Genomic DNA, 24583 nt, shown 5'->3' on the forward strand with positions numbered 1-24583 from the left:
CCGCAGGCGCCTTTGCTACGTTACTCGAGCAGGATGCGCTGGCATCACTGGTCGATTTCATCCAGATAGTCGTCCAGATTGCTGTCGTCTTGCTTCTCCTGCTGCTCTTGCTTGAGCTCGGTCTGACGACCGGTCACCTTGTTCTGGTTGTACTGCAGATAAAAGTCCTTGGTCAGGGCGTAAGGATCGAGCGCGTTGTCGATGATCCGCTCCTGATCGATCAGCTTGGAACGGGTACCCAGACCATCCAGCGCCCAGTGGGTGATGCGCAGGGGCAGGGTCAGCAAGGCATAGGGGAAGTAGATGGTATCGATGGTATCCCCCACCAGCTTGCGGGTGGTGGTCGGGCCGTAGACCGGCACCATCAGATAGGCGCCATCGCCGATATCGGCGCGACCCAGCACGGTATTGAGCTCCAGCTTGTTGCGCGCCAGACCGGCATGCTTGGCCACGTCGAAGATCCCCAGCAGACCCACGGTGGTGTTGAGGGTGAAGCGACCCAGGTTGGTACCCGCCCCCTTCAAATCGCCGGTGATGAGATGGTTGACCATGCTGCTCGGCTCGTTGAAGTTTTCCACCAGATTTTCGATGCCGTCCTTCATTCCCTGCGGGATATAACGGGCATAGCCGTGCACCACGGGACGGGCCACATAGGGCTCCAGCACATCATAGTTGACGGCCCACATGGCCCGGTTGGCGCCCTGGAACGGGTCACGCCCATCGCTGGCCGTGCTAGTCGCACCGGGCCGGCTCGGTGTCTCCTTGAGGTCAAGGCTCTCGGGCCCCTGCTTGGGCGGGCCGCCAGCACAGCCGCCCAGCAACAAGGCCACCATCAATGCCCCTACACGCACATACATATGGAAGTCCTAGCTTTTTATTGTGATTAATCTGAATTATAGGCAGCCCGGCCCCATCGAGGGGCCGGGCCAAAGGCGTATTAGAGGGCGTGATCGATGCGGATGTCAATCGGCGCTGAAGGAATCGAACCGGTGGCGACCGGAACGGAGACACCTTCAAACGCCCCTTCCTTGTTCATGACGTTGCCGCCACGGGAGAGGCGCGCCTTGAACTGCAGCTCGGGGTAGGCAGCCAGCTTATTGCCTTCCATCATGGCGTCACCGTCACCCAGCGACAGGGTCAGCGGGAAGTGCGGCCCCGGGATACGCTTGACCGCGATGGGCATGGGCGGTCCGTTGGGGATCACCGCAAACACGAACAAATGGGCATCTTCCGGCAATGCAATGCCATCGGCCAGCGTCACCTTGAGCGGGAACTCGCCAGCCTTCACCTCCAGCACCTGGTCAGAGGCCGCGTTCTGCCCGCTCGCCTCAGCCGGCCCGGTCGCACTGGCCATGCCGCGTTTCTTCAACTGCTGCTCGGCATAGTCGATGGAGCGCTCCACCATGGTGTAACGGGTCGAGCCCTTCTCCATCAGCGGCAGCATCTCGCGCCAGCGTTGCAGAGCGGTCTTGAAGTCCTCTTTTTGCAGCGCCATGAAGGCGTAGACGGAGCGCGCCTCGATATTGGCAGGATCCTGGGCAATGGCCACCCGCAGCAGCTGATCGGCCTGCGCGTCATCCCCTGTCATCATCAGCGCCTGGGCGTAGGGCACCGCCACCATCGCCTTCTGCGGGGCCAGTCCGTAGGCCCGCTCCAGCGCCTCGCGGGCCATCTCGGGATCATTGCCATCCAGTGACAGCCGCCCCAGCAGCAGCCAGCCGCGATAATCGTTCGGCTCGTCCTTCAGGCGGGTACGCAGGCCTAAGGTGAAGTCCAGCAGATCCTGCTCGGTGACCTCGGCGTCCCGCTCCACCAGGATGCGGTTGCTGAGCTCGCCCAGCCGGCTATTGGCATCCTGCCAGCGGCTGACCTCCTGCCAGGAGCCGAGCTTGTAGTAGAGCCCCAGGCTCACCACCAGCAGCACCAGCACACCCGGGATCCAGATCATGCTCTTGCCGCCGCGGGCGGTCTGCTCCACGTCGGGGATGTCGTCCAGCAGGCTGCGTTGCAGCTCGATCAGGGAGTCCTGTTCTTCTGCCAGCACCCCTTGCTCGCGCTCTTCCCCGATCTCCAGCAGACGCTGGCGATAGAGCTGTTTGTTGAGGGCCGAGCGGCTGATGCTCTGCTTGCCCTCACCCCGCCACAACGGCAGCACCAGTGCCAGACTCACCAGCACCAGCAGGGCCGCGATCACTATCCAAAATGCGGTCATTGTTTCTCTTCCTCTTTGAGCAGGGCAGCCAGACGACGCTGCTCCTCCGCGCTCAGGGCGCTATCCGCCGGCGTGGCAGCCGCGGGACGACGGCGACTGCGCACCACCACCATGACGACACCGATGACGATCACCAGCAGGGGCCCGAGCCAGAGGATCAGGGTCGACGCCATCAGCGGCGGGTTGTACAGGATGAAGTTGCCGTAGCGGGCGACCATGTAATCCACCACTTCCTGCTTGTCCTTGCCCTCGCGCACCATCTGGTAGGTCTTGTCCCGCAAGTCCTTGGCCAGGCCCGCGTTGGAGTCGGCGATATCCTGGTTCTGGCACTTGGGACAGCGCAGCTCCTTGGTCAGCTCGCGAAAGGTCTGCTCCTGGGCGTCGCTGTCGAAGGTGTAGACATCGATGGCGGCCAGCGCCTGGCCCGCCCCGCCCAGTCCTGCCAGCAGCAGCAGGGACGCAATAAACATTCTCATCAGGCTCTCCCTCACTTCATGGCGTCATAGATGGGTTTGAGGGTGCTGGCCCACACCTCGGGGTTGACGTCCCCCACGTGGCGATAGCGAATGATGCCCTGACTGTCGATGAAGAAGGTCTCCGGCGCGCCGTAGACCCCCAGATCCAGCCCCAACATGCCGTCGGGATCATAAAGATTGATCTGGTAGGGATTGCCGAGCTCCGCCAGCCAGTTGATGGCCTTGGCCCGCTCATCCTTGTAGTTCATGCCGACGATGTAGATCCCCTGCCCCGCCAGCTGCTTGAGGTAGGTGTGCTCCCCATAGCAGGTCGGGCACCAGGTGGCCCAGACGTTGAGCAGCATGGGGCGCCCCTTGAGGATGCTCCTGTCATGCTGCTTATTGAGGTCGTAGATGTCCTGCAGGGTGAACACGGGCACTTCCTTGCCCACCATCACGGACTCGAGCTTGGTGGGATCGGAGTAGAGCCCCTTGAACAAAAACACGGCCCCCAGCAGAAACACGATGAAGGGGATCAGAAACAACCAGGTCTTCTTGCTCATGCCTTGGCCTCCTCGTCACGGCGACCGAAACGGTAGCGCTTGTCCAGCATCGCCAGCACGCCGCCGATGGCCATGAAGACGCCGCCGAACCAGATCCAGCGCACGAAGGGTTTGTAGTAGATCCGCACCGCCCAGGCGCCGCTGTCGAGCTGCTCGCCGAGCGCCGCGTAGAGATCCCGGGTGAAGCCGGCATCGATGGCCGCCTCGGTCATCGGCATCCGGGTCACCTTGTACATGCGTTTCTCCGGCTTGAGCAGGGCGACCTGCTTGCCGTCCTTGTGCACTTCCAGCACGCCCTTGAAGCCGTCGTAGTTGGGGCCGTTCTTCTCCTTGATACCGGTGAAGACAAACTCGTAGTCGGCAAACTGGACCCGATCGCCGGCCTGCATCCGCAGATCCTTCTCGATGCTGTAGTTCTGGGTACAGGCGATGCCGATGATGCTCACCGCAAGGCCCACGTGACCCAGGATCATCGCCCAGTGGCTGTTGCCAAGGCGGCGCACGCCGACGGCGAAGCTGTGCTTGTGGGTGGCACGCACCCAGGTCTCCTGCACGCTGGTCACTATGATCCAGGCACCAAGCCCGATACCGAGCGCAGCCCAGGGCTTGAACTCCTCGGCCAGCAGCAGCGGCAGCAAGATGGCGGCGGCCAGGCTCAATACCAGCGCCAGCACCACCTTGCCCTTGAGCTCGCCCAGCTCCTGGCGGCGCCAGCGAAACAGCGGGCCGACCCCCAGCAACAGGGCGAACGGAATGATCAGCCAGCTGTAGATGTGGTTGAAGAAGGGAGTACCGATGGAGATGCTGCCCAGCCCCAGCTCCTTGTGCACCAGCGGCAGCAGGGTGCCGAGCAGCACGGTCAGCAGACCCGCCACCAGCATGATGTTGTTGCACAGCAGCAGGGTCTCGCGGCTCCACAACTCGTGCTTGCCGTGGCTTCTCACCTGGGAGCCCTTGAAGGCAAACAGCAGCAAGGATGAACCGATTACCGCCAGCAGGAAGCCCAGAATGAACAGACCGCGGGTCGGGTCGGAGGCAAACGCATGCACCGACACCAGCACGCCGGAGCGCACCAGGAAGGTACCCAGCAGGCTCAGGGAGAAGGCGGAGAGCGCCAGCAGCACGGTCCAGGCCTTGAAGGTGGCACGTTTTTCACTCACCGCCAGCGAGTGCAGCAGGGCGGTACCCGCCAGCCAGGGCATGAAGGAGGCGTTTTCTACCGGATCCCAGAACCACCAGCCGCCCCAGCCGAGCTCGTAATAAGCCCACCAGGAGCCCAGCACGATACCCAGGGTGAGGAAGACCCAGGCCGCCATGGTCCAGGGACGCGACCAGCGCGCCCAGGTGGCATCGAGCCGACCGGTCATCAAGGACGCGATGGCAAAGGCAAAGGCCACCGAGAAGCCCACATAGCCCATGTAGAGCATCGGCGGGTGGAAAATGAGGCCGGGATCCTGCAACAGCGGGTTGAGGTCGCGCCCATCCACCGGGAAGTAGGGCAAGGTGCGGATGAAGGGGTCGGAGGTAAACAGCACGAAGGCGGTAAAACCGACCGAGATGAGGCCGAGCACGCCGAGCACCCGCGCCACCGCGTCGAGCGGCAGGCGACGGCTGAACATGGCGACGGCCGCAGTCCAGCCTCCCAGGGTCAGCACCCACAGCAGCAGGGAACCCTCGTGGGCGCCCCACACCGCGGAGATGCGATAGGCCAGCGGCAGCAGGCTGTTGGAGTTGGTGGCCACGTACTGCACGGTAAAGTCGTTGTCGATAAAGGCCCAGGTCAGGCACAGGAACGACAGCAACAGCAGCAGGAACTGGGCATAGGCCAGCGGGCGGGCCGCCGACATCATGCCAAGGCGCCCCCATTTGGCCCCGAGCAGCGGATAGCTGCCCAGCAGCAGGGCGGTGGCAAAGGCCAGGATCAGTGAAAACTGTCCCAATTCAGGGATCATGGCTGAACTCCTTTCAAATGAGCCGCAGCACGAACCTGTAAACCGGCTTGAAAAGGTGAAAACAGTGCGAATGCTGCCGGGATCATTGCTTGCTCCCCTTCAGCTGCGCCTCGGTATATTCCGGCTTGAAGTGCATGCCGTTGGTGGCATCGGCCACTTCCGGCGGCATGTAGTTCTCATCGTGCTTGGCCAGCACCTCGAAGGCGGCGACCGTGGTGGCATCCTTGAGGGTGCCCTGGGCGACGATGCCCTGCCCCTCGCGGAACAGGTCCGGCAGGATGCCGTCAAACTCGACGGTCACCAGATGCCCGCCGTTGTCCACCAGCTTGAAGGCCACCTTGAGGCTCTGGGGATCCCGCTGTACCGAGCCAGGTACCACCAGACCGCCGATACGCAGGCGCTGTCCTTCTTCCGGCTTGATCTTGTCCGGGCCCTTGCCCTCCACCAGCTCGCTCGGGGTGTAGAAGAGATCGATGTTCTGGCTGAGGGCATAGAGCACCAGGCCGATCACCGCGGCAAGCCCGGCACTGATCGCCAGGATGATGGTGAGGCGTTTCTTGCGTCTCGGGTTCATAGGGTGTTCTCCATCTGCTGGGCCGCCTTGCGGCGGGCCTCGCGCGCCTGCTTGTTGCGTAGTTCACCGAGCAGGGCGCGGGTTTTCATACGGGTGGAAATGACGATGCCGACCAGGCAGAGCAGGGTCAGACCGAAAGAGAGCCAGACGTAGAAGGCGTAACCGCCCATCGCCAGAAAGTCACTGAATGAGGCAAAGTGCATGCTTACTTCTCCTGCTCGGCTATCTCTTTGACCCAGGGGCGGTGCCACTCCCGCATCAAGAGCTCGTTTCGAAAACGCATCAGGGAGAGGGCCCCGAGGAAAGCGGCAAAGGCCAGGATCATGATGAGCAGCGGCCACAGCATCTCGGGGGAGATGGAAGGCTTGTCAAACTTGGTGATGCTGGCGCCCTGGTGCAGGGTGTTCCACCACTCCACTGAGTAATGGATGATGGGCAGGTTGATCACCCCCACCAGCGCCAGGATGCCGGCGGCGCGACCGGCCAGCACCTTGTCGCTGAAGGCGTTGTAGAGAGCGATGACACCGAGGTAGAGGAACAGCAGGATCAGCTCGGACGTGAGCCGCGCATCCCACACCCACCAGGTGCCCCACATGGGTTTGCCCCAGGCGGCGCCGGTAAACAGTGCGATGAAGGTGAACACGGCGCCGACCGGCGCGACCGCGGCCACCGTCATGTCCGCCATCCGCAACTGCCACACCAGACCGATGAAGGCAGCCACCGCCATGGTGGAGTAGGCCCCCATGGAGAGAATGGCGGCCGGAACATGGATGTAGATGATCCGGAAGGAGTCGCCCTGCTGATAATCCGCAGGTGCAAAGGCCAGCCCCCAGAGGGTGCCGATGATGAATGCCAGCAGGCTTGTCACGGCAAACCAGGGCAGCAGGGTCCCTGCCAGCTGGTACGCGCGCTCGGGTTTAGCGTAAGGGTGCAACCATTTCCACATAGCTCACAAAACCTTTCTGTTATTAATATCGTGGCGAGGCCTACCATACCCACTGCCGGAAAACATCACATCCCCCGAAAGCAATAAGCAGCCATCCTCTTGATCTATCTCAATTATATTTTTTATAACGGCCCTTCCATGGCCACTTTTTCAGACGCTTTCGTCAATTCACGCTGACTCGCAGCGCCGCCGAGACCGCCAGCGGGGTCAGGGTCAACGCACCGGCCAGCATGGCCCCCAGAATCGCCAGCTGCCCCGAATAGGGCAGCCCCATCCCCGCCGCATCGATGGCAGAGGTGGCAAAAATCAGTACCGGAATATAGAGCGGCAGGATCAGCAGGCTGAGCAGTACCCCCCCCTTGCGCAAACCGACCGTCAGGGCAACGCCGACCGCCCCGAGCAAGCTCAGCACGGGCGTTCCCAGCGCCAAGGTGGCGACCACCGCCAGATAGGTGTTCATGTCCAGTGACAGCAGAATGGCGAGCAGCGGGGAGATGAGCAGCAGCGGCAGCCCGGTCAGCAACCAGTGAGCGATCACTTTGGCCAGCGCCAGCAAGCCCAGCGGATGGGGCATCAACATCATCTGCTCCAGCGCACCGTCGCCAAAATCGTCGCGAAACAGCCGCTCCAGCGACAGCATGGCCGCCAGCAGGGCAGCAACCCAGATGATGCCGGGAGCGATGCGGGCCAGCAGCTTGGGCTCGGGGCCGATCCCTAACGGAAACAAAGTGATGACGATGAGGAAAAACCAGAGCGGATTGAGGATGTCGGAGCGCTGGCGCAAGGCCATCAACAACTCGCGGTGGATCAGGTGCATTACGGCGCGCAACATCAGAACTACTCCTGCAGCAAGGGTGTGAGAGAGAGGGTCTTCAACCGTCCCTGCATCAGGGTCATGTCCTGATGGGTGGTGAGGATCACCATGCCCCCTCGTTCGGCGTGGGTCAGGAACAGCCGCTCCAGCACCTTCACCCCCTGCTTGTCGATGGCGGTAAACGGCTCATCCAAGATCCAGAGCGCCGGCTTGTCGCTGAGCCACAGGCGGGCCAGCGCGACACGGCGCTGCTGGCCGGCAGAGAGCTGGCCGGTTAGGTTGTCTTCAAACCCGGCCAGACCGACCTGGGCCAGTACCCGCCACAGATCCACGCTGGTATCGGCCGCATGATGCAGTTTCTGGTAGAAAGCGAGGTTTTCGAGCGGTGTCAGGGCAGCCTTGACGCCAGGCTGATGACCGAGATAGAGCAGATTGGCGTGATATTCATCGCGGCAACTGCGGATATTTTCGCCATTCCAGCACACTTCACCGGCGAATGGTTGGGACAAGCCGGTCAGCAAGCGCAGCAGGCTGGTCTTCCCTACCCCGTTGGGGCCTTCAATTTGCACCAGATCACCGGGAGCCACCGCAAAGGAGAGATGTTCAAACAGAGTGCGATCTTCACGCACGCAGCTCAGATTGTGAATTTGAAGCAGCATGAGGATGTAATCAGTGAAAAGAAGCGGCCTGCATATTAACACAGTATCGGGAAGCGTCTTTTCAAAGATGCCAATTATCAGCAGGATTTGTGGGGGAGATCCCGCCTTGAAGAGAGGGGAGGAAAATCAGGAAGGCGGATGCCTTCCCGAGCATTCATGAGCGGCCTTTTCGCAATGAAATCAACAATTCAGCCTCGGCCTTAGGCAATTCACATTCGTTCATGACCTCATCGAGGTCGGCACCGAGTTCCACCATCTTGGCGGCGCGGCTGTACAAGCGACGTTCCGGATCCTGCAGGGTCAGCTCCTGCTGGCGATCGTTGATCTGCTGCATAGCCCCTTCGACGGACTGCAGACGCTGGCCCATGCCGATGGCCCCGGTATGCAGCTCCATCATCTGCTTGCGCAGGCTCTCGAGCTGCCCTTGCAGCGTCTCCACCCTGGCCTCGGACTCTCGCTGGCCACGTCGGCTGCCGATCACCCCATACAGGGCCAGCACCAACGCCAGCAAGGACAACCCCAAGGCGGCAATTTCAATCATCAACACATTATCTTCCTATCAGAGGGAACCGATATCTTCCCACTCTTCATCGGAGAGCAGCTTGTTCAGATCGACCAGGATCAACAGCTGACCATCGCGGTTGCTGACACCCTGAATGAACTTGGCACTCTCTTCGGTACCCACCGCCGGAGCCGCGTCGATCTCGGAGGAGCGCAGATAAACCACCTCGGCCACGCTGTCGACCATGATGCCGATCACCTGCTTCTCCGCCTCGATGATGACGATACGCGAGTTCTCACTCACATCGCCGGAGGGCAGGCCGAAACGGGAACGGGTATCGATGACGGTCACCACATTGCCGCGCAGGTTGATGATGCCCAGTACATACTCGGGTGCACCGGGCACAGGGGCGATCTCGGTGTAGCGCAGCACCTCCTGCACCTGCATCACGTTGATGCCGTAGGTTTCATTTTCCAGCTGGAAGGTGACCCATTGCAGCACTTCATCTTCGGCCAGATTCTGTGCAATATTGCGCTTTTCTGTCATGTTTTTATTCCTTTTATGAAAACGTCTACTGGTAAAACTAGCAATAAAACAGCCCGAGTGCAGAAGTTATCAGCGACCTTCTATGTTGACCCCGCGCTCCAGCAACAGGAGCAATTCCTTCACGTGCAGCAGGGCACACATCTTCTCCTTGACCATGCCCGCCAGCCAGGGGCGTTTGCCCTCCTGATGGCGCCATTTGACCTGGTCACGATGCAATAACTCCGTTCCCTTAAGATGATGGCAGGCAAGTCCCCAGGGAGATTCACCCAACATGATCAAATACTTATAATCAGGCACTTCCAGATGCTGGCCGGGCATGACCCACTGCGCCGTGTCCACCACGTTCATCTTCTGTTCGCGGGAAGTCATGATCCCCTTGTACCAGCCTGGCTGACCAAACAGGGTGCTCACCTCTCCCAGTTGATGAATGCCGCCAAGCTCGGTCAACGGCACCGCAAAGGTGACACCGGCAACCTCAAAGAACAGCGCCTGGAACTCCTTGCCGGTATCGATATTCTCCCAGGTGGAGGGGGCAACCTCCTCCTGTGGCGCAAATGCAACTTCGGTCTCCGTCACCACCAGCGTGGCAGGATCCGCAGCTGCGGGCTCGGGCATCACCTCGGGCCAGACTGGCTCGACGGGCAGCAGGGCATCTTCTGCCTCAATCTGGAGCGGCTCGCTGACGACCTCTTCATGACTCAGCGCGTCGATTTCAAACTGCACCTGACCGACCTGAGCCAGCAATTCACTCAACTGCTCCAACCGTTGATCCGCTTCCAGATAAGGTTGCGCCACCTTATCGGCAACCGGCTGGGGCTGACGCTGCAATTGGATGACGGGGGCAGAGTCCGGCTCGTCAGACGAATCCAGCAACAGCGCATCATCCAGCAACAGGGAGTGGAAGTAATCATCCATGGCCCGAACTTGGGTGGTATCTCTCATGATGTCACCTCATGAGCACGCTGACGCTCTTGCGCATCAAGATAGTTGAGCAGGGTCTCATAGGCATAGGTGCCACGGCTGCTCGGCGAATAGATGGAGGGGGGAATGTGAAGCAAACTGGCATCCCGGAACTTGGTATCTATGGGTATGACGGCATTCCATACCGCATTGCCGTGCTGCTCCTTGATGGACTGCAGAGTCATCAACGAGGCACGGGTTCGCTTGTCAAACATGGTGGGAATGACGGTATAGCGGAACTTCTCCCGCTTGGAGCGCTGCATGATTTCAAACGTCTTCATCATCCGCTCCAGCCCTTTGAGCGCCAGAAACTCGGTCTGCACCGGCACCAGGATCCGGTCACACGCCGCCAGCGCATTGACCATCATGACCCCCAAGACGGGCGGGCAGTCGATCAGCACGTAATCGTACTGATCCTGAATGCGCAGCAACGCTCGTTTGAGCACCAGCCCCATCCCCTCACGGTTGCCCATTACCCGATCCAGGGTCGCCAAGGTGATTGACGCGGGCAGCAGATGAATGTTGTCAAACTTGGTGCGCAGCGTCAGTTTATTGACGAGCTCTGCCGTTGGTTTGACCGCCTGAAACAGCTCATAAAGAGTGCCATCCAGCCGGTCGGAATCAAAATCGAGATAAGAGGTCAGGGAGGCATGAGGGTCGGTGTCAATCAACAGCACCCGCTGGCCGCGCTGGGCCAGAATACCGGCCAGCGAGACCACTGTGGTGGTTTTACCGACCCCACCCTTTTGGTTGGCAACCGTCCAAACAATCACTGTATCAATCCTGCCTCGTTGTTATGCGTATGCCACCACCTGGCAGCGTGATCACCTTGACCTCTCCTGCCTCGACCGCCTGTTGCACTGCCGGCACTTGCGTCTCCGTTACAGGCTGCACCGGGGGAGTTGATACCGGAGCAGGTGGCACCCAGGCGAACTTGGAAATAGCGACCACCACCTTACGATTCTGTAAGCGCCCCTGCTCGGTACTGTTATCCGTGAAGGGAGAAAACTCCCCGTAAGCTTCATAGGCCAACCGCTGCGGCGCTATCCCTTTGGCGATGAGCGCGGTGAGCACGGCTTCCGCCCTTGCCGCAGACAACGTCCAGTTGGAACGAAAAATTTCATTATTTATCTGCTGGTTATCGGTATAACCGCGCACTCTTACATAGTTATCGACCTGCTTCAGAATACTTGAAAGAGTATTTAGCACGGGATCGGCATTGGTACTCATGAAGGCGCTGCCACTGCCGAACAACAGACCTGAGCTCAGCTCGACGGTCAACCAGTTGTCATTGAGCGTTAACTTAACTACCCCGGCATCGACCAGAGAACCCATGCTCTCCTGCAATTGCGTATCGATCTTCGCAAGAGTCATACCATCTTGCGCGATGGGAACACCTGAGATGGGAGCCAAAGAGGGTGAGCGGGCTGTGGCGCTCTCCAGAACCGAGGAGGCGGCAGATACCTCGTTGTTCAACAACGACTTTCCCTGCCCTTCCAGCAAACCGTCGCTGCGTGGCTGCATGACGTTGAATGCCTGGGTCATGCCATCGATGACCGCGCGATACTTGTCCTTGTTGACCAGTGCCACCGAATAGAGCACCACGAACAGGGCAAAGATCAGCGTCATGTAATCGGCGTAGGAAACCAGCCAGCGATCGAGATGTTCCCGACCTTGCAGATGCAAACGGTAGCGCTTGCGCATGGCTATTCTCCCTTCAGATAAGCCTTCAACCGCCGTTCAACCTGAGGACCATTTTCGCCATGGGCGATTGCCATCAAGCCTTCCAGTGTCATCTCCTGAAACAGGGCGTAATGATAGTGAAAAGCCCGCAACCGGTTGGCAATCGGCAGGTATAACAGGTTGGCAAAGCCAACCCCGTAAATAGTGGCGACAAACGCAACGGCGATACCGGCACCCAGCGAGGCGGGCTCTTCCAGATGAAACATGGCCTGGATAAGTCCAATCACGGCACCGATGATACCTATGGTCGGACTGTAACCCCCCATGGCTTCAAAGACTCTGGCGGAGTGTTCGTTTCGCTCCTGCTCGATGTCGATATCCGCTTCCAGCAACATGCGAATATCATCTATCGACACCCCGTCCACTATCATGGTGAGCCCCTGCCGGGTAAATTCGTCGCTCTCCTGATCGGCCTGATTTTCCAGTGCCAGCAACCCCTGTTGGCGTGCAAACACGGCCCAGGCTTGCAATCGTTCAGCTTGGGCGACCAGATCCCAGGCGGGAGGCAACAGCATCCAACGGGTCTGTCTTATCGCTTCCAGCAGAAACTTGCGTGGCGTCTGCAAAATGACCGCCCCCCAGGTTCCCCCCACCACAATGACGAAAGCAGGCCCATCAAGCAGGGTGAGCAGGTTGCCGCCATGCCATAACTGGGCAATGGCGATGGCTCCCAGTGCCAGGATAAGGCCGAACATGCCCATCGTTAGCGGCCCAGCTCAACCAGGATTCGTTGTGCAACCCGATCCAGCGGCAGTGATTCCGTGGCGATGCCGGCTTTGGCAACCGCTTGCGGCATGCCATATACCACGCAGGAGGCTTCATCCTGTGCCCAGATAGTAGAGCCCTGCTCCTTGAGCAGACGCGCACCATCCCGACCATCTGCCCCCATTCCGGTCAACACGATGGCGAGCACCTTGTCGGCATAGGTTTTGGCGGCAGAGGCAAAGGTGATGTCGACACATGGCTTGTAATTCACCTTGTCATTGCCATCGACAATCCGGATACGGGCACCCGCACCACGCCCTTCCAGCAGCATCTGCTTGCCGCCCGGAGCCAGGTAAGCATGACCAGGTTTGAGCACATCGCCATCTTCCGCTTCCTTGACCCCGATCTGGCACAGACCGTTGAGGCGAGCGGCAAACGCAGCGGTAAAGGTTGCCGGCATATGCTGGATCAACAAGATGGGATGAGGGAAATCACCGGGTAATTTGGTCAACACGTTCTGCAGCGCAACCGGGCCACCCGTCGAGGTACCGATGGCCACCAGCTGATAGCTCTTGCCACTGCGTTTGAAGGCTGCCGCAGGCATGGCTCGCGGCGGCTCGGCCTGACGCTCTGCTGGCCGGGCGATTGGGCTGCCTAGCGGGGAACGGGCGGCAGGCTCAGGCGCTTTGGGACGAGCAGGTGCTGCCATCAGGAAACGCTTGCGAGAAATCTCCTTGACTCGCTGCTGCAACAGGCGAACGGCCTCATCCTTGTCACGGGCAATATCTTCAAATTTCTTGGGCAGGAAATCGAGCGCCCCGGCATCCAGCGCATCCAGCGTCGCCTTGGCCCCTTCATGAGTCAAAGAGGAGAACATCAGGATCGGAGTCGGACACTTGGCCATGATCTCGCGTACGGCGCTGATGCCATCCATCACAGGCATCTCGATGTCCATGGTGATCACATCCGGGCGCAGCTGGATCGCCTTGTCCACGGCCTCACGTCCATTTTGAGCCGTATCGATCACCGTCAGCATGGGATCCTGAGTAATGATCTCGCTGACCCGACGACGGAAGAAGCTCGAATCGTCGACAACTAATACCTTGACTGCCATTGTTATTTTTCTAACTCCTTGGGCCTGGGCTATCAATGTCTACGGGCATACGCCTTGAGCAGACTCGGCACATCCAGAATGAGTGCAATACCGCCATCGCTGGTGATGGTGGCTCCCGCCATGCCTGGGGTACCTTGCAACAGGCTGTCCAGCGGCTTGATCACCACTTCTTCCTGGCCAATCAGGTTATCCACGACAAAACCGATCTGCTGCGTGCCAATCTGCACGATGACCACATGACCCGTATCTTGCCGTGACTTCTTGTGCTTGCCCCTGACCAGCCAGTTGTACAGATAGAAGAGCGGGATGGCTTTTTCGCGCACTATGATGGTGAGCTGGCCATCCACCATGTTGGCCTTCTTGAGGTCCAAGTGGAAAATCTCGTTCACGCAGCCCAGCGGCAGCGCGAAGGTCTGCTCACCCACTTCCACCATCAGGGTCGGCAGAATGGCCAGGGTCAGCGGCACCTTGATTTCAAGACGGGTGCCCTTACCCCAGGTCGAATCGATATGCACCGAGCCATTGAGGCTGACGATACTGGTCTTCACCACGTCCATCCCGACACCACGGCCGGAGATATCCGAGATCTCGGACTTGGTAGAAAAACCGGGAGCAAAGATCAGATTGTAGGCATCGTTATCGCTCATCCGCGCCGCCGTATCGGCATCCAGCACGCCACGGCTGATGGCGATGGACTTGAGCTTCTCGGGATCCATACCTGCCCCATCATCTTCGATGCACAGCAAGATATGATCGCCCTGCTGGGAAGCACTCAGGGTAATGGTACCCTGCCGTGGTTTGCCTGCTTTTTCACGGACATCCGGCATTTCAACCCCATGGTCACAGGAGTTGCGCACCAAGTGAACCAGCGGATCCGCCAGCGCTTCAACCAGGTTCTTGTCCAGATCCGTCTCTTCCCCGACCATCACCAGCTCAATTTCTTTCTTGAGGGTACGAGCCAGATCACGAACGACGCGCGGGAAGCGACCAAACACTTTCTTGATGGGCTGCATGCGGGTTTTCATGACCGCACCCTGCAGATCTGCCGTCACCACATCCAGGTTGGCAACCGCTTTTGACATGTCTTCATCGTTGCTGGCAATACCAAGGCTGACCAGACGGTTACGCACCAATACCAGCTCACCCACCATGTTCATGATGACGTCCAGCGTCTTGGTATCCACCCGAACAGTGGTATCGCTTTGCACTGCGTTGTCTGCAGGAGCGGGAGACGGTTGCTTGGCTGGCGCAGGGGCTGGTGCAGGTTTTGCCGGTGCTGCAGCCGGTTTGGCGGCAACGGGGGCTGGGGCCGGCTTGGCTGCCGGAGCTGGCGTAGCGGCTGCGGGAGCTACCGCGGTCTGCACAGGCGCTGCTGGCGGCGTAATACTGGTTTGCGGCCCTTGGCCACGACCGTGCAGTTCATCCAGCAGACGCTCGAATTCATCGTCATCGATCAGTTCATCGACTTCTTTTTGTACTGATTTCAATGGATTGCTTTCGGGGGCACCGCCATGTTGGCCCTGACCATGCAACTGATCGAGCAGAGCCTCGAATTCATCATCGGTAATATCACCAGAGCTTGCCACCACCGGGCTAGTGGCAGCAGTCGGTGCGCCTCCCACCCCATGCAGTTCATCGAGCAGGCGTTCGAACTCATCGGCGGAGATCTCGTCGATGGATCCCCCACCGCTGACGACGGAAGACGCGGGGACGGGATCGGCGACAGGTTCCGGGATAGCTGCGGCCACCTCGACGACCTCTTCAACGGCAGGAGCCATCTCTTCGGACGCCACATTGCCACCCGCAGAAGCGGTCAACAGCTGCTCTTCCCCTTCAGGCTTGCAGAGCTCATGCAGGTCGTGCAGGATTTCAGCGGAAGCCGGGCTTGGTGGCTCGCGATTCTGCACCTGGGCAAACATCACATTGATGGCATCCAGCGCCTGCAAAATGACATCCATCAACTCGGCGGTAACGGTCCGCTTGCCATTGCGCAAGATATCGAACACGTTTTCGGCACCGTGACAAACATCCACCAACTCGGTCAGCGAGAGAAAGCCGGCACCGCCTTTGACGGTATGGAAGCCGCGAAATATGGCATTCAACAGATTCTTGTCATCGGGTCGCTTTTCCAAGTCGACCAGTTGTTCAGACAACTGTTCCAATATTTCGGATGCTTCGACCAAAAAGTCTTGCAGTATGTCTTCATCAACTTCGAAGGCCATGCGTCACTCCATTAAAATCCCAGGCTAGACAGCAGATCGTCCACATCATCCTGACCATTGACCACATCGGAACGAGTCTCAGGGTTCATGATGGGGCCTTCAGCTTCAATCCCGCTTACAGGAAGGCTGCGAGAAGAATGCTCAGCAGATGCCTCACCAAACATAGTCAGCATTTCTATTAATTTAGTTTCAACTTCCTGAACCAACTTGATGACCTTGCGGATCATCTGGCCGGTCAAATCCTGAAAATCTTGCGCCATCAGGATTTCTGTCAGCAGTTGCCGTAATTTATCGGCATCAGATTCAGAAGCCTTAATGAAATCATCCAGTTGGTGACATAAAGACTTGAACTGCCCAACACTCATCTCTCTGCTCATCAGGGCATTCCAGTTGGGCAGAACAAGCTGAATATTGTCATTTAGTCGATCGGCAATCGGTAGACTGGCTTCCACGGCATCCATGGTGCGATTGGCAGCCTTGTCCGTCATGTCGATGACATAACTGAGTCGCTCCCGCGCATCGGGAATTTCATGGGTGGCCAGATCGGGGATCCGGGGATCTAGCCGAAAATCTTGTAGGGAATCATGCAGTTGTCGGGTCAACTGACCCACTTTGTCAAACAGGGCCGCCGCATTGGGAGCACACGCATCGGCGATGAGCGTGTCGGCCTGTTCAAATTCACCTTGCTCAAGATGGGCAACAAGCATCCTTGCCTGATCGAGCGAAATCATTGCACTCGTTTTGGCCTTCATCCCTGCTGCTCCTTAGCCGATTCGTTCAAAGATTTTGTCGAGTTTCTCTTTGAGCGTTGCAGCAGTGAAAGGCTTGACGATATAGCCATTGACGCCGGCCTGGGCAGCTTCAATGATCTGCTCGCGTTTCGCTTCGGCAGTCACCATCAGCACCGGCAGGTGTTTGAGTTTGTCATCGACACGAATAGCCTTGAGCAGGTCGATGCCTTGCATGCCAGGCATGTTCCAGTCGGTCACGACAAATTGAAAATCACCGTTTTTCAACATTGGCAAGGCCGTGTTGCCATCGTCTGCTTCGTGGGTGTTGTTGAATCCCAAGTCACGCAGCAAGTTCTTGATAATCCGGCGCATCGTTGAAAAATCGTCAACAATGAGGATTTTCATGTTCTTGTCCAAAATTCCCTCCTAAATAGCCGCCAGAGCGGCTCACTTACATGATGCAGATCGCAGGTTTTGTTTTGCGGATTATGCCTTAGAGTTTTGTTTCAGTGTAGCCAGTACAAACACTTATACATGCCAATCTCTTAAACGCGCGCGTAATCTGTGCATCGCCTGACTGTGTATCTGGCTCACGCGAGACTCGCTGACGTTCAATATCTCGCCTATTTCACGCAAGTTCAGTTCTTCATCGTAGTAAAGGGAGAGCACCAGCGCTTCCCGCTCCGGCAGGCGGCCGATGTGTTCGGCCAGCGCTCCTTGAAAACGCTCGGCGGCCAGTTCATCAAACCCGTTGCTGCCCGGCTCGTCATCGGGGTGGCCAATGACATCCTCGCTGACGCCAAGATCTTCGATGCCGATGATCTTGCCGCAGGAGACATCCTGCAGCATGGCGTGATACTCACCGAGGCTGACTCCCATCTGGGCGGCGACTTCGCTATCGCGAGCATCACGGCCATGGGCTTGTTCAACATTTTCGATGGCTTCGGCGATGGTGCGGCTGTTGCGGTGCACCGAGCGCGGCACCCAGTCCCCCCGCCGGATCTCGTCGAGCATGGAACCGCGGATGCGGATCCCGGCGTAGGTTTCAAAGCTCGCCCCCTTGCTGCCGTCAAAATTGCGGGAGGCTTCGAGCAATCCAATCATACCTGCCTGGATCAGGTCATCCAGCAAGACACTGCTTGGCAGGCGAGCCAACAAATGCTGGGCGATCCGTTTCACCAGCGGAGCATGACGCTCGACCAGCACATAGGAATCCTGATGACGCAAGTACGCTTGGGCTTTATTCACGGGAACCTTCCTGTGCTATGACCGGCTTTTGCAGCAAATTTTCCAGGAAAAATTCGAGATGACCACCGGGTTGGTTAGGAATGGGCCAGCTTGCCGCCTTGTTGGCCAGCGCTCTGAACGCCAGCGCGGCCGGGGACTTGGGGAAGGCTTCGACAATCAGCTTCTGCTTGCGCACGGCGGCTCGCAAATTGGTGTCATAGGGGACGCAGGCAACCAGCTCCAGCGAGGTATCCAGGAAACGGTCGGTGACCCGGGTCAGCTTGGCGTAAAGTTCCTGCCCTTCGCGCAAGGAGCGAACCATGTTGGCCACCACCTTGAAGCGGAAGACGCCGTGCTCCTTGGAAAGGATCTTGATGAGGGCGTAGGCATCCGTGATGGAGGTCGGTTCATCGCACACCACCACCATGATGTCCTGGGCCGCACGGGTGAAGCTCAGCACCATGTCGGAGATGCCGGCCGCCGTATCCACCAGCAGGATGTCGACCTGGGTCTTCATCTCGCTGAAAGCGCGAATAAGCTCGGCATGTTGCACCGGCGAGAGCTCGACCATGGACTGGGTGCCCGAGGTGGCCGGCACTATCATCATGCCGTAAGGGCCCTCGACGATGATGTCGTCGATGGTGCACTCGCCGGCCAGCACGTGGGACAGGTTGCGATGCACCCGCAGCCCCAGCATGACGTCCACGTTGGCCAGGCCAAGGTCGGCGTCCAGTACCATCACCCGTTTGCCCTGGGCGGCCATGGCTCCCGCCACGTTCAGGGTCACGTTGGTCTTGCCGACGCCACCCTTGCCACCAGACACGGCGATCACTTTTACTCGATTGTTTTGACGCATTTTGCGCAGACCACTCGCCTGATCCATATACATGTTACTCATAAAACTCCGAATCTTCGGCCTCGCCAAAGCCTGTGCCCCAGAAATAGGGTTCTTCTGTTTCCCGCTCCAGCGAGCCCATGGCAGCTCCGACGAGCTGTGCCGCATTGGCGACCTGAATATCTTCCGGAACCCTTTGTCCATCAGTGATATAGCTGATAGGCAGCGCATTCTGGATACACACGTTAATCACTTCGCCCAGATTCAGACTCTCATCCAATTTGGTAAGTATGCAGCCGCTCAATGGAATACGCCGGAAATGGTCCACCGCTTCCTGCATCACCCGACGCTGGGAAGTGGCCGACATCACCAGGTAGCTGCGGATGCGTACCTTGGCATTCTTGACCAGGGTATCGAGCTGCTCGGTCAGCCGGATATCGCGCTGCCCCACCCCGGCGGTATCGATGAGCACCAGCCGGCGGTGACGGAACTGATAAAGCGCATTGGCCAGCTCCTCGGCATCCCGCACCTGCCGTACCGGGCAGCCCATGATGCGACCATAGGTCTGCAGCTGTTCATGGGCACCGATCCGGTAGTTGTCGGTGGTGATGAGCGCCACCTGCTCGGCGCCATACTTCATGGCAAACCGCGCCGCCAGCTTGGCAATGGTGGTGGTCTTGCCCACCCCGGTCGGCCCGAGCAGGGCAACCGCCCCACCCTGCCGCAGAATTTCGTCTTCGCTGATCTTGAGCTGGGCCGTCAACACCTCGGCCAACTGGGCCATGGCCTGATGGATCGACATATCCTCGGGGATAAGGCCAGCCAGCTGATCGGCAAAGGCATCGTCAAACCCTATCTTCTTGAGCTCCTTGATGAGCAGGGCACGCATCGGCTCGCGACGCTCAACCTCCTGCCACATCAGGCCGGAGATCTGGTGCTCCAGCAGCTTGCGGATGCTGGCCATCTCCTTGCGCATCCCCTCCATCTCCTGATCCCGCTGGGGGGATTGAGGAGCACGGCCGGGCGTGGCGGCTCTCGCCTTCGGTTTGGCGGGCTCGGGAGCTGCTCCCCATTGTCCCTGTTCGGCCAGAGTTCGGGGCGCGCCGCTGGTAGCGGCCGACGGAGCGCCGCTCTGGCCCCCCTGACCGTTCTGGGCCGGGTTCAGCTTCTGCTGGCGGGCCAGCAAGGCGGCCAGGGTGTCGGCATAATGTTCGTTCTGCTCCTGGGCCGGACTCGGTGCAGGGCGGGCCATCTGCCGTCCGGCAGACGAGATATTGACGCTCTCATCGTTCAACTGACGGCGAACCGGCGCATCTTTGGGTCCCGGAACCTGGGATTGATAATCGACAGCGGCGACTATCTCCACCCCACCGGTGACCTTCTTGTTGGACATGATGACGGCATCGGGCCCGAGAGTCTCCTTGACCTCGGCCAGAGCCGTTCGCATGTCCTTGGCAAAAAACCGCTTAATCTTCACCCGTCATCTCCGCTAACTAGTTCTGTCCTACCGCACTGACGATGCGGATTTGCTTATCATCAGGCACTTCCTGATAAGACAGAACGCGCAATCCAGGAATGGCATTCTTGACAAATTTCGCCAGGGTATTGCGCAGTATCCCTGATGTCAGAAGCACGGCCGGTTGGCCTTCCAGTTCTTGTCGTTGAGTGGCTTCTACCAGCGAGCGTTGCATCCGCTCCGCCAGACCCGGCTCGATGCCGGCGCCATCACCACCCCCTGCCTGCAGGGATTGATGCAATATACGTTCCAATTCCGGTGCCAAAGTGATCACCGGCAATTCGGGATCCGGGCCGGCAATCTCCTGCACGATCAGCCGGCGCAGGGCGATACGGCAGGCCGCCGTCAGCACTTCCGGATCCTGGCTGCGCGGGGCATATTCCACCAGGGTCTGCAGGATAGTGCGCATATCGCGGATTGGCACGCCTTCATTAAGCAAATTCTGCAATACCTTCACCAGGTTACCCATGGTGATAACTTCAGGAACCAGCCCTTCCACCAGCTTGTTCTGGTGCTTCCCAATCATGTCGAGCAACTGTTGTACTTCGTCATGGCCCAGCAACAGGGCGGCATGGTTGGAGAGGATCTGGCTCAGGTGAGTGGCCACCACGGTCGCGGTATCCACCACTGTGTAGCCAAGGGTCTGCGCCTGGGAGACCTGCTCCTTGGCAACCCACACCGCCTCCAGTCCGAAAGCGGGATCCCGAGTCGCAACCCCCTGGATCTGGCCGAACACCTGGCCCGGATTGATGGCCATTTCCTTATCATGGTAAACATTGGCCTCGCCGGTACTGACTCCCATCAAGGTGATGCGATATTGGTTCGGGGCGAGATCCAGGTTGTCGCGGATATGCACCGCAGGCACCAGAAAACCCAGCTCCTGGGAGAGCTTCTTGCGCACCCCCTTGATCCGGTTGAGCAGCTCGCCGCCCTGGTTGCGATCCACCAGCGGGATGAGTTGATAGCCCACCTCCAGCCCGATGATGTCCACCGGCATCACGTCGTCCCAGCTCAGGTCTTTCTGCTCGTGGGTCTGCTCCGTGCTCGCCGGCATCAGCTCGCCCTTGGCCACCTTGGCCGCCAGCTGTTTTTCGCGGCGCAGCAGCCACCAGGCACCGGCAGCGGCGATGGCCCCCAGACTCAAGAACGCCAGATGGGGCATGCCGGGCACGCTGCCCATCATCAGCAGGATACCGGCTGAGATGATCAGGGCTTTGGGATTGTCGAACAACTGCCCCAGCACCGCGGTGCCCATGTCCTGATCCGTGTTCTGGCGGGTCACTATGATGGCGGCAGCGATGGAGAGCAGCAGCGACGGGATCTGGGCCACCAGACCGTCACCGATGGCGAGCAGGGTATAGATCTGGGCCGCTTCGCTGAAAGTGAGCTGGTGCTGCACCATCCCGATGATGAAGCCGCCCAGGATGTTGATGAAAAGGATCATGATCCCCGCCACCGCATCCCCTTTCACGAATTTCGAGGCACCGTCCATGGAACCGTAGAAGTCGGCTTCCTGGGTCACGTCCTGGCGGCGCTTCTTGGCCTCTTCCTGATTGATGAGACCGGCGTTCAAGTCCGCATCGATGGCCATCTGTTTGCCGGGCATGGCATCCAGAGTGAAGCGGGCGCTAACTTCTGAGATCCGGCCCGCACCCTTGGTGACCACCACGAAGTTGATGATCATCAGGATCATGAAGACGATGATGCCGACCGTGTAGTTGCCGCCGATCACCACGTTGCCGAAGGCTTCGATCACGTGGCCGGCCGCCGCACTGCCGTTGTGGCCTTCCAGCAGCACCACCCGGGTGGAGGCGACGTTGAGCGCCAGCCGCAGCAGGGTCGCTATCAGCAGCACGGTCGGGAAGGCGGCAAATTCGAGCGGACGGCGGGTGTAGACGGCCACCAGCAGCACCACGATGGAGAGCGCGATGTTGAAGGAAAACAGGATATCCAGCATCAGCGGCGGAATGGGCAGCACCACCATGCCAAGAGAGGCCAGCACCAGCAGCGGCGTCCCCAGGCCCTTGGTCAACAGCCACTTGTACTCTTTGATTCGGCCCAATGATGCCTGGAGTTTCATCGTTTTTCTCAATCTCAAACCGCTGATGCCAGATTAAAGCAAACATCAAGCCAATAATACAAGACATTGAAATACAATGATTTTATTTTGACTGTGTCAGAAGTTTGTCATTTGCGGAATTCGGTTGGAATGGGCAGATCCTTGGCCAGCGGATTGGGACGGCGACCACGGCCACGACGGAACTTCTTGAGCTGATAGACATAGGCCAGCACCTGGGCCACGGCGGCGAATAGCCCTTCCGGGATCTCGTGACCAATCTCGGTGGCGTGGTAGATGGCGCGGGTCAACGCCGGGGACGGCATCACCGGGATCTCGTACTCCCTGGCTATCTCTCTGATCTTCATCGCGATTTCATCGGTGCCCTTGGCCACTACCTTGGGCGCGCTACCCGGCTTGGCAGTATCGTACTTGAGCGCCACCGAGTAGTGGGTCGGGTTGGTGATCACCACGTCCGCCTTGGGCACATCCCCCATCATGCGGCGCATCGCCATCTCCATCTGCAAGCGGCGGATCCGCCCCTTCACCTCGGGTTTGCCTTCGCTGTCCTTGAACTCGTCCTTGACCTCCTGCTTGGTCATCTTGAGCTGGCGCATGTGGTTCCACTGCTGGAACGGCACGTCGATGGCCACGATGGGAATGAGGGCGCAGCAGAGGATGATCAGCATCCACAGCAGCAGATCCAGCGCGTCTATGATGCCGCCCGGGTAGCCCTCGAGGGAGAGATTGAGCAGGTGATTGAACTGGCTGGAGAGCATCCACCAGGCGAACAGGGAGATGAACACCACCTTGGCGATGGACTTGACCAGCTCGACCAGGGATTGCACCCCGAACATCCGCTTGATGCCGTTGAGCGGGCTCAGCTTGCTCCACTTGGGCAGCATGGCCTCGGAGGAGAAGTTCATGCCCCCCATCAGGATGTTGCCGACGAAGGCGGCGATGGCCACCAGCATGAACAGCAGACCGAGTGGCTGCAACAACTCGCGCAGCAGGGCCGGCAACATGGTCATCATGGCATTGGGATCGAACGCCTGCTCCCGATCCAGGGTGAAGCCCATGGTGAGCACCTTGACCATAGCGCCGGCCAGGCTCTCCTTGACCATCAGCAGGCCAAACACGGCCGCCAGCAGGACGCTGGCGGTCCCCAGCTCCTTGGATCGTGCAATCTGCCCTTTTTCCCGGGCTTGTTGCAGTCGTTTGCCCGTGGGTTGTTCGGTACGTTCCTGATCGGTATCAGCCATGCTGACCCCCGCACAGGTCGAGGCAATCCGGCATCCAACCCGCCGGAGCGCCGTTGTTCAGTAGCACCATGCCAACTGTGCAGATCCAGGAGATCCATCCCAGGTAGTGGAGCCCCCAGCCTGCCGCCGGCATCTTACTGCCCCCCCAGGCACTGGGTGCCGATGAGGGTGCAACTGGTCTCCTGCACCCGCTCCCACATGCTGTCGAAATGGCCGAGGAAGCCACCGATGGTGAGCCAGAGGATCAGCAGGCCCGACATCATGCTGACCGCAAAGCCGATACTGAAGATGTTGAGCTGGGGGGCGGCGCGAGTCATGACGCCGAAGGCAAAGTTGATGAGCAGCAGGGCGACGATGGCGGAGAGCGCCATCACCAGCGAGGCTTGATACATAACCCCGAGAAAACCGATCAGATCGCGAATGGAGGGCAGGCTGAGGCCGCTGTCCGACACCGGCAGGGTATCAAAACTCAGCACCACCATGCGCAGCATGATGAGGTGACCATCCACCGCCAGAAACACCAGGGTCGCCAGCATCAGGTAGAACTGGCCCACCACCGGCGCCGACTGGCCGTTCATGGGATCCACCAGGGTGGCGAAACCCAGGCTGGTCTGCATGGCGATGATCTGACCGGCCATCACGAAGCTTTCCATCAGGAACTGGGTCATGAGGCCGAGCGCGACCCCGATGAGCAACTGCTGGCCCAGCACCAGAAAACTGCCGACCGAGAACAGCTCGATCTTGGGCATGGGGGGGAGCAAAGGGGCAATCATCAGGGTCAGTGCCAACGCCAGGCTGATGCGCACGCGAGCCGGTGTCAGCCGGCTGCCAAACACCGCCATCACCATCAGCAGCCCGCTCACCCGCGCCAACGGCCAGACGATGGAAGACAACCACTCCATGATGAGAGCGGTTGTGTAGGTCATCCCGGCACCTTGCGGGCCAGCGAGGCCGGCAACAGGCGCAGAAGGCCGCTCTGCTCGAGCGGG

Annotated in this window: 26 protein-coding genes; all 26 read right to left on the bottom strand. The window is 59.3% G+C overall.

All coding sequences use genetic code 11. From position 1 onward, the window contains the following. Nucleotides 1-44: 44 nt before the first annotated feature. Complete coding sequence (locus tag C2U40_RS14525; RefSeq protein WP_029301472.1) at nt 45-857, bottom strand: MlaA family lipoprotein; 813 nt, start codon at nt 855-857, stop codon at nt 45-47. A gap of 80 nt (nt 858-937) precedes the next feature. Continuing rightward, entirely contained in the window at nt 938-2212 is a 1275-nt protein-coding gene (ccmI, locus tag C2U40_RS14530; RefSeq protein ID WP_103827864.1) for a c-type cytochrome biogenesis protein CcmI, read from the bottom strand. Beyond that, nucleotides 2209-2688: a cytochrome c-type biogenesis protein gene (locus tag C2U40_RS14535; protein WP_011705303.1), complete on the bottom strand. Its 480-nt coding sequence runs from the start codon at nt 2686-2688 to the stop codon at nt 2209-2211. The genes ccmI and C2U40_RS14535 overlap by 4 nt, the downstream gene beginning before the upstream one ends. Before the next feature lie 11 nt (nt 2689-2699). After that, nucleotides 2700-3230: a DsbE family thiol:disulfide interchange protein gene (locus tag C2U40_RS14540; RefSeq protein WP_005298853.1), complete on the bottom strand. Its 531-nt coding sequence runs from the start codon at nt 3228-3230 to the stop codon at nt 2700-2702. Then, entirely contained in the window at nt 3227-5182 is a 1956-nt protein-coding gene (locus C2U40_RS14545; protein WP_011705302.1) for a heme lyase CcmF/NrfE family subunit, read from the bottom strand. The genes C2U40_RS14540 and C2U40_RS14545 overlap by 4 nt, the downstream gene beginning before the upstream one ends. An 82-nt stretch (nt 5183-5264) precedes the next feature. Next, nucleotides 5265-5756, bottom strand: coding sequence for a cytochrome c maturation protein CcmE (gene ccmE, locus C2U40_RS14550; protein ID WP_011705301.1), 492 nt, complete (start codon nt 5754-5756; stop codon nt 5265-5267). Further along, nucleotides 5753-5959 carry a heme exporter protein CcmD gene (gene ccmD, locus C2U40_RS14555; protein WP_011705300.1) on the bottom strand — a complete coding sequence of 69 codons (207 nt, stop codon included), beginning with the start codon at nt 5957-5959 and terminating at the stop codon, nt 5753-5755. The genes ccmE and ccmD overlap by 4 nt, the downstream gene beginning before the upstream one ends. 2 nt (nt 5960-5961) lie before the next feature. Next, nucleotides 5962-6702, bottom strand: coding sequence for a heme ABC transporter permease (locus tag C2U40_RS14560; protein WP_011705299.1), 741 nt, complete (start codon nt 6700-6702; stop codon nt 5962-5964). A gap of 163 nt (nt 6703-6865) precedes the next feature. Beyond that, entirely contained in the window at nt 6866-7534 is a 669-nt protein-coding gene (ccmB, locus tag C2U40_RS14565) for a heme exporter protein CcmB (RefSeq protein ID WP_011705298.1), read from the bottom strand. Between the two features lie 5 nt (nt 7535-7539). Continuing rightward, nucleotides 7540-8175 carry a cytochrome c biogenesis heme-transporting ATPase CcmA gene (gene ccmA, locus C2U40_RS14570; RefSeq protein ID WP_103827865.1) on the bottom strand — a complete coding sequence of 212 codons (636 nt, stop codon included), beginning with the start codon at nt 8173-8175 and terminating at the stop codon, nt 7540-7542. 154 nt (nt 8176-8329) lie between these two features. Further along, a complete protein-coding gene (locus C2U40_RS14575) occupies nt 8330-8716 on the bottom strand; it encodes a DUF2802 domain-containing protein (RefSeq protein ID WP_011705296.1) in 387 nt (128 codons plus the stop codon). A gap of 18 nt (nt 8717-8734) precedes the next feature. Further along, nucleotides 8735-9223 (bottom strand): chemotaxis protein CheW, encoded by a 489-nt coding sequence (locus C2U40_RS14580; protein WP_005298836.1) that lies wholly within the window; start codon nt 9221-9223, stop codon nt 8735-8737. Between the two features lie 69 nt (nt 9224-9292). Beyond that, on the bottom strand, nt 9293-10165 hold the full coding sequence (locus C2U40_RS14585) for a chemotaxis protein CheW (RefSeq protein ID WP_103827866.1): 873 nt from the start codon (nt 10163-10165) through the stop codon (nt 9293-9295). Beyond that, nucleotides 10162-10956, bottom strand: a complete 795-nt coding sequence (locus C2U40_RS14590) for a ParA family protein (protein WP_011705294.1) — start codon at nt 10954-10956, stop codon at nt 10162-10164. Before C2U40_RS14590 ends, C2U40_RS14585 begins: the two co-directional genes overlap by 4 nt. 4 nt (nt 10957-10960) lie before the next feature. Beyond that, the gene (locus tag C2U40_RS14595; RefSeq protein ID WP_103827867.1) at nt 10961-11887 is read right to left on the bottom strand and encodes an OmpA family protein; all 927 of its coding nucleotides are present in this window, start codon (nt 11885-11887) and stop codon (nt 10961-10963) included. Between the two features lie 2 nt (nt 11888-11889). Next, entirely contained in the window at nt 11890-12627 is a 738-nt protein-coding gene (locus C2U40_RS14600; RefSeq protein WP_024943899.1) for a flagellar motor protein, read from the bottom strand. A 2-nt stretch (nt 12628-12629) separates the two neighbouring features. Continuing rightward, nucleotides 12630-13745, bottom strand: coding sequence for a protein-glutamate methylesterase/protein-glutamine glutaminase (locus C2U40_RS14605; protein ID WP_016350060.1), 1116 nt, complete (start codon nt 13743-13745; stop codon nt 12630-12632). 32 nt (nt 13746-13777) lie between these two features. Further along, nucleotides 13778-15967: a chemotaxis protein CheA gene (locus tag C2U40_RS14610; RefSeq protein ID WP_103827868.1), complete on the bottom strand. Its 2190-nt coding sequence runs from the start codon at nt 15965-15967 to the stop codon at nt 13778-13780. 11 nt (nt 15968-15978) lie between these two features. Continuing rightward, on the bottom strand, nt 15979-16719 hold the full coding sequence (locus C2U40_RS14615; RefSeq protein ID WP_011705289.1) for a protein phosphatase CheZ: 741 nt from the start codon (nt 16717-16719) through the stop codon (nt 15979-15981). A gap of 12 nt (nt 16720-16731) precedes the next feature. After that, nucleotides 16732-17103: a chemotaxis response regulator CheY gene (gene cheY / locus C2U40_RS14620; protein ID WP_005298814.1), complete on the bottom strand. Its 372-nt coding sequence runs from the start codon at nt 17101-17103 to the stop codon at nt 16732-16734. Nucleotides 17104-17226: 123 nt separating this feature from the next. Further along, the gene (locus C2U40_RS14625) at nt 17227-17946 is read right to left on the bottom strand and encodes an RNA polymerase sigma factor FliA (RefSeq protein WP_103827869.1); all 720 of its coding nucleotides are present in this window, start codon (nt 17944-17946) and stop codon (nt 17227-17229) included. Next, the gene (locus C2U40_RS14630; protein WP_010634619.1) at nt 17939-18814 is read right to left on the bottom strand and encodes a MinD/ParA family protein; all 876 of its coding nucleotides are present in this window, start codon (nt 18812-18814) and stop codon (nt 17939-17941) included. Before C2U40_RS14630 ends, C2U40_RS14625 begins: the two co-directional genes overlap by 8 nt. Nucleotide 18815: 1 nt before the next feature. Continuing rightward, nucleotides 18816-20237, bottom strand: coding sequence for a flagellar biosynthesis protein FlhF (gene flhF, locus C2U40_RS14635; RefSeq protein WP_103827870.1), 1422 nt, complete (start codon nt 20235-20237; stop codon nt 18816-18818). A 16-nt stretch (nt 20238-20253) separates the two neighbouring features. Continuing rightward, nucleotides 20254-22356 (bottom strand): flagellar biosynthesis protein FlhA, encoded by a 2103-nt coding sequence (gene flhA, locus C2U40_RS14640; RefSeq protein WP_103827871.1) that lies wholly within the window; start codon nt 22354-22356, stop codon nt 20254-20256. Nucleotides 22357-22463: 107 nt separating this feature from the next. Further along, the gene (gene flhB / locus C2U40_RS14645) at nt 22464-23594 is read right to left on the bottom strand and encodes a flagellar biosynthesis protein FlhB (protein ID WP_101615990.1); all 1131 of its coding nucleotides are present in this window, start codon (nt 23592-23594) and stop codon (nt 22464-22466) included. Nucleotides 23595-23728: 134 nt separating this feature from the next. After that, nucleotides 23729-24520 carry a flagellar biosynthetic protein FliR gene (fliR, locus tag C2U40_RS14650; protein ID WP_011705283.1) on the bottom strand — a complete coding sequence of 264 codons (792 nt, stop codon included), beginning with the start codon at nt 24518-24520 and terminating at the stop codon, nt 23729-23731. Between the last annotated feature and the right edge of the window lie 63 nt (nt 24521-24583).

The sequence above is a fragment of the Aeromonas sp. ASNIH4 genome (assembly GCF_002934425.1).
Lineage (GTDB): Bacteria > Pseudomonadota > Gammaproteobacteria > Enterobacterales > Aeromonadaceae > Aeromonas > Aeromonas hydrophila.

Excerpts from the sequence above, each read along its gene's own strand:
- C2U40_RS14525 (WP_029301472.1), bottom strand. The coding sequence starts at position 857 with ATGTATGTGCGTGTAGGGGCATTGATGGTGGCCTTGTTGCTGGGCGGC.
- ccmI (WP_103827864.1), bottom strand. The coding sequence starts at position 2,212 with ATGACCGCATTTTGGATAGTGATCGCGGCCCTGCTGGTGCTGGTGAGT.
- C2U40_RS14535 (WP_011705303.1), bottom strand. The coding sequence starts at position 2,688 with ATGAGAATGTTTATTGCGTCCCTGCTGCTGCTGGCAGGACTGGGCGGG.
- C2U40_RS14540 (WP_005298853.1), bottom strand. The coding sequence starts at position 3,230 with ATGAGCAAGAAGACCTGGTTGTTTCTGATCCCCTTCATCGTGTTTCTG.
- C2U40_RS14545 (WP_011705302.1), bottom strand. The coding sequence starts at position 5,182 with ATGATCCCTGAATTGGGACAGTTTTCACTGATCCTGGCCTTTGCCACC.
- ccmE (WP_011705301.1), bottom strand. The coding sequence starts at position 5,756 with ATGAACCCGAGACGCAAGAAACGCCTCACCATCATCCTGGCGATCAGT.
- ccmD (WP_011705300.1), bottom strand. The coding sequence starts at position 5,959 with ATGCACTTTGCCTCATTCAGTGACTTTCTGGCGATGGGCGGTTACGCC.
- C2U40_RS14560 (WP_011705299.1), bottom strand. The coding sequence starts at position 6,702 with ATGTGGAAATGGTTGCACCCTTACGCTAAACCCGAGCGCGCGTACCAG.
- ccmB (WP_011705298.1), bottom strand. The coding sequence starts at position 7,534 with ATGTTGCGCGCCGTAATGCACCTGATCCACCGCGAGTTGTTGATGGCC.
- ccmA (WP_103827865.1), bottom strand. The coding sequence starts at position 8,175 with ATGCTGCTTCAAATTCACAATCTGAGCTGCGTGCGTGAAGATCGCACT.
- C2U40_RS14575 (WP_011705296.1), bottom strand. The coding sequence starts at position 8,716 with ATGATTGAAATTGCCGCCTTGGGGTTGTCCTTGCTGGCGTTGGTGCTG.
- C2U40_RS14580 (WP_005298836.1), bottom strand. The coding sequence starts at position 9,223 with ATGACAGAAAAGCGCAATATTGCACAGAATCTGGCCGAAGATGAAGTG.
- C2U40_RS14585 (WP_103827866.1), bottom strand. The coding sequence starts at position 10,165 with ATGAGAGATACCACCCAAGTTCGGGCCATGGATGATTACTTCCACTCC.
- C2U40_RS14595 (WP_103827867.1), bottom strand. The coding sequence starts at position 11,887 with ATGCGCAAGCGCTACCGTTTGCATCTGCAAGGTCGGGAACATCTCGAT.
- C2U40_RS14600 (WP_024943899.1), bottom strand. The coding sequence starts at position 12,627 with ATGGGCATGTTCGGCCTTATCCTGGCACTGGGAGCCATCGCCATTGCC.
- C2U40_RS14605 (WP_016350060.1), bottom strand. The coding sequence starts at position 13,745 with ATGGCAGTCAAGGTATTAGTTGTCGACGATTCGAGCTTCTTCCGTCGT.
- C2U40_RS14610 (WP_103827868.1), bottom strand. The coding sequence starts at position 15,967 with ATGGCCTTCGAAGTTGATGAAGACATACTGCAAGACTTTTTGGTCGAA.
- C2U40_RS14615 (WP_011705289.1), bottom strand. The coding sequence starts at position 16,719 with ATGAAGGCCAAAACGAGTGCAATGATTTCGCTCGATCAGGCAAGGATG.
- cheY (WP_005298814.1), bottom strand. The coding sequence starts at position 17,103 with ATGAAAATCCTCATTGTTGACGATTTTTCAACGATGCGCCGGATTATC.
- C2U40_RS14630 (WP_010634619.1), bottom strand. The coding sequence starts at position 18,814 with ATGTATATGGATCAGGCGAGTGGTCTGCGCAAAATGCGTCAAAACAAT.
- flhA (WP_103827871.1), bottom strand. The coding sequence starts at position 22,356 with ATGAAACTCCAGGCATCATTGGGCCGAATCAAAGAGTACAAGTGGCTG.
- flhB (WP_101615990.1), bottom strand. The coding sequence starts at position 23,594 with ATGGCTGATACCGATCAGGAACGTACCGAACAACCCACGGGCAAACGA.
- fliR (WP_011705283.1), bottom strand. The coding sequence starts at position 24,520 with ATGACCTACACAACCGCTCTCATCATGGAGTGGTTGTCTTCCATCGTC.